1 protein-coding gene and 1 pseudogene are annotated in these 769 nt (G+C 39.3%); both read left to right on the forward strand.

The window, feature by feature from the left end:
- A pseudogene (locus tag GMD4S_RS09735) lies at nucleotides 1–108 on the forward strand (F0F1 ATP synthase subunit C); the annotation flags it as partial.
- Between the two features lie 32 nt (nucleotides 109–140).
- A partial coding sequence (atpB, locus tag GMD4S_RS09740; RefSeq protein ID WP_000392936.1) for a F0F1 ATP synthase subunit A occupies nucleotides 141–769 on the forward strand: 629 nt, incomplete at its 3' end.

The raw sequence follows: 769 nt of genomic DNA on the forward strand, positions 1-769 counted from the left end.
CGCCAACCAGACATCATCCCACAATTGCGTAGTTTGATGATCATGGGGATTGCCTTTATCGAAGGAACATTCTTTGTAACCTTGGCGATGTCATTTGTCATTAAATAGACAACTCTATTTAGAAATGGAGGTGTCAAACCATGGAAGAAAGTTTGAATCCAACCGTTAATATTGGACCAATATCCTTTGATTTGACCCTGCTTGCCATGTCTCTTGTAACTGTTTTGATGGTTTTTGCCTTTGTCTACTGGGCAAGTCGTAAAATGACCATCCGTCCAAAGGGCAAACAAAATGCTCTTGAGATGATTTACGACTTTGTGATTGGTTTTACCAAACCAAACATTGGAGAATCATACATCAAGGATTATTCCTTATTTCTGTTTTCTCTATTTCTGTTTATCTTGGTTGCCAATAATATCGGCTTAATGGCAAAAGTACAAACAACAAACGGTTATAACTTGTGGACTTCCCCAACAGCCAACCTTGGATACGATTTATCCCTATCATTCTTGATCACTTTGATCGCCCATGTAGAAGGAGTTCGTCGTAGAGGCGTTAAAGAATATTTGAGAGCATTTGTTACACCTGGCTTTATGACTCCGATGAACATTTTAGAAGAGTTCACCAATTTTGCTTCCTTGGCGATTCGGATCTACGGAAATATTTTTGCCGGTGAGGTCTTAGCTGGATTGCTATTAGCCTTGTCACAAAATGCTTTGTATTGGTATCCTTTTGCCTTTATCGCAAACATGTTATGGACAGCCTTTTC

This window comes from Streptococcus sp. GMD4S (assembly GCF_000296955.1).